This window comes from Ruegeria sp. AP12 (assembly GCF_056540025.1).
Genome location: NZ_JBQFVZ010000362.1, coordinates 1 through 500 on the forward strand (window position 1 = coordinate 1; position 500 = coordinate 500).

Annotated in this window: 1 protein-coding gene; it reads left to right on the forward strand. The window is 55.6% G+C overall.

Annotated elements, in window-relative coordinates; genetic code table 11:
- A partial coding sequence (locus tag ACR0E6_RS23220; RefSeq protein ID WP_480587882.1) for a hypothetical protein occupies positions 1-500 on the forward strand: 500 nt, incomplete at both ends.

Sequence of the window (500 nt, forward strand, 5' to 3'; positions counted from 1 at the left end):
CGCAGAGCCCGGCCTTGCGATTTCTGGTGGCTCTCATGGCGGGCGTATGAACCATGAAGGCTGGCGGGTATTCTTGGCTGCGGATGCCGATCCGAACTCGTACCAGCCAACCGATGATCTGTTCACCGCGGATCGAACGCAGATATACGGTGTCCTGCTTGACAGCCCCGGTCATCGCTATGGCTCGGAAATCAACGGCACCCGTAAATCCGGTTGGGGCAAAGGCCAAAACCGCGATTTTCAGGAAACACCCGCCTTCTTGGCCTTGCGGTCTTCAAAACCCTTGCCCGAGGCCATTGCAGAAGGTGTCAGGGAAGGTCGAAAGGATCGGCAGATCAACAAGGATCTCGGCCCCGATGTCAGCGACCAACAGATGGCATTTTGGATGCAAGAACTTACCGAGATTGTTCTGCTCGACTTCATCTTCAGCCAGCAGGACCGCGTAGGAAACATAGACTTCACACCCTATTGGTATTGGGTCGAAGACGGAGACCTGAAGC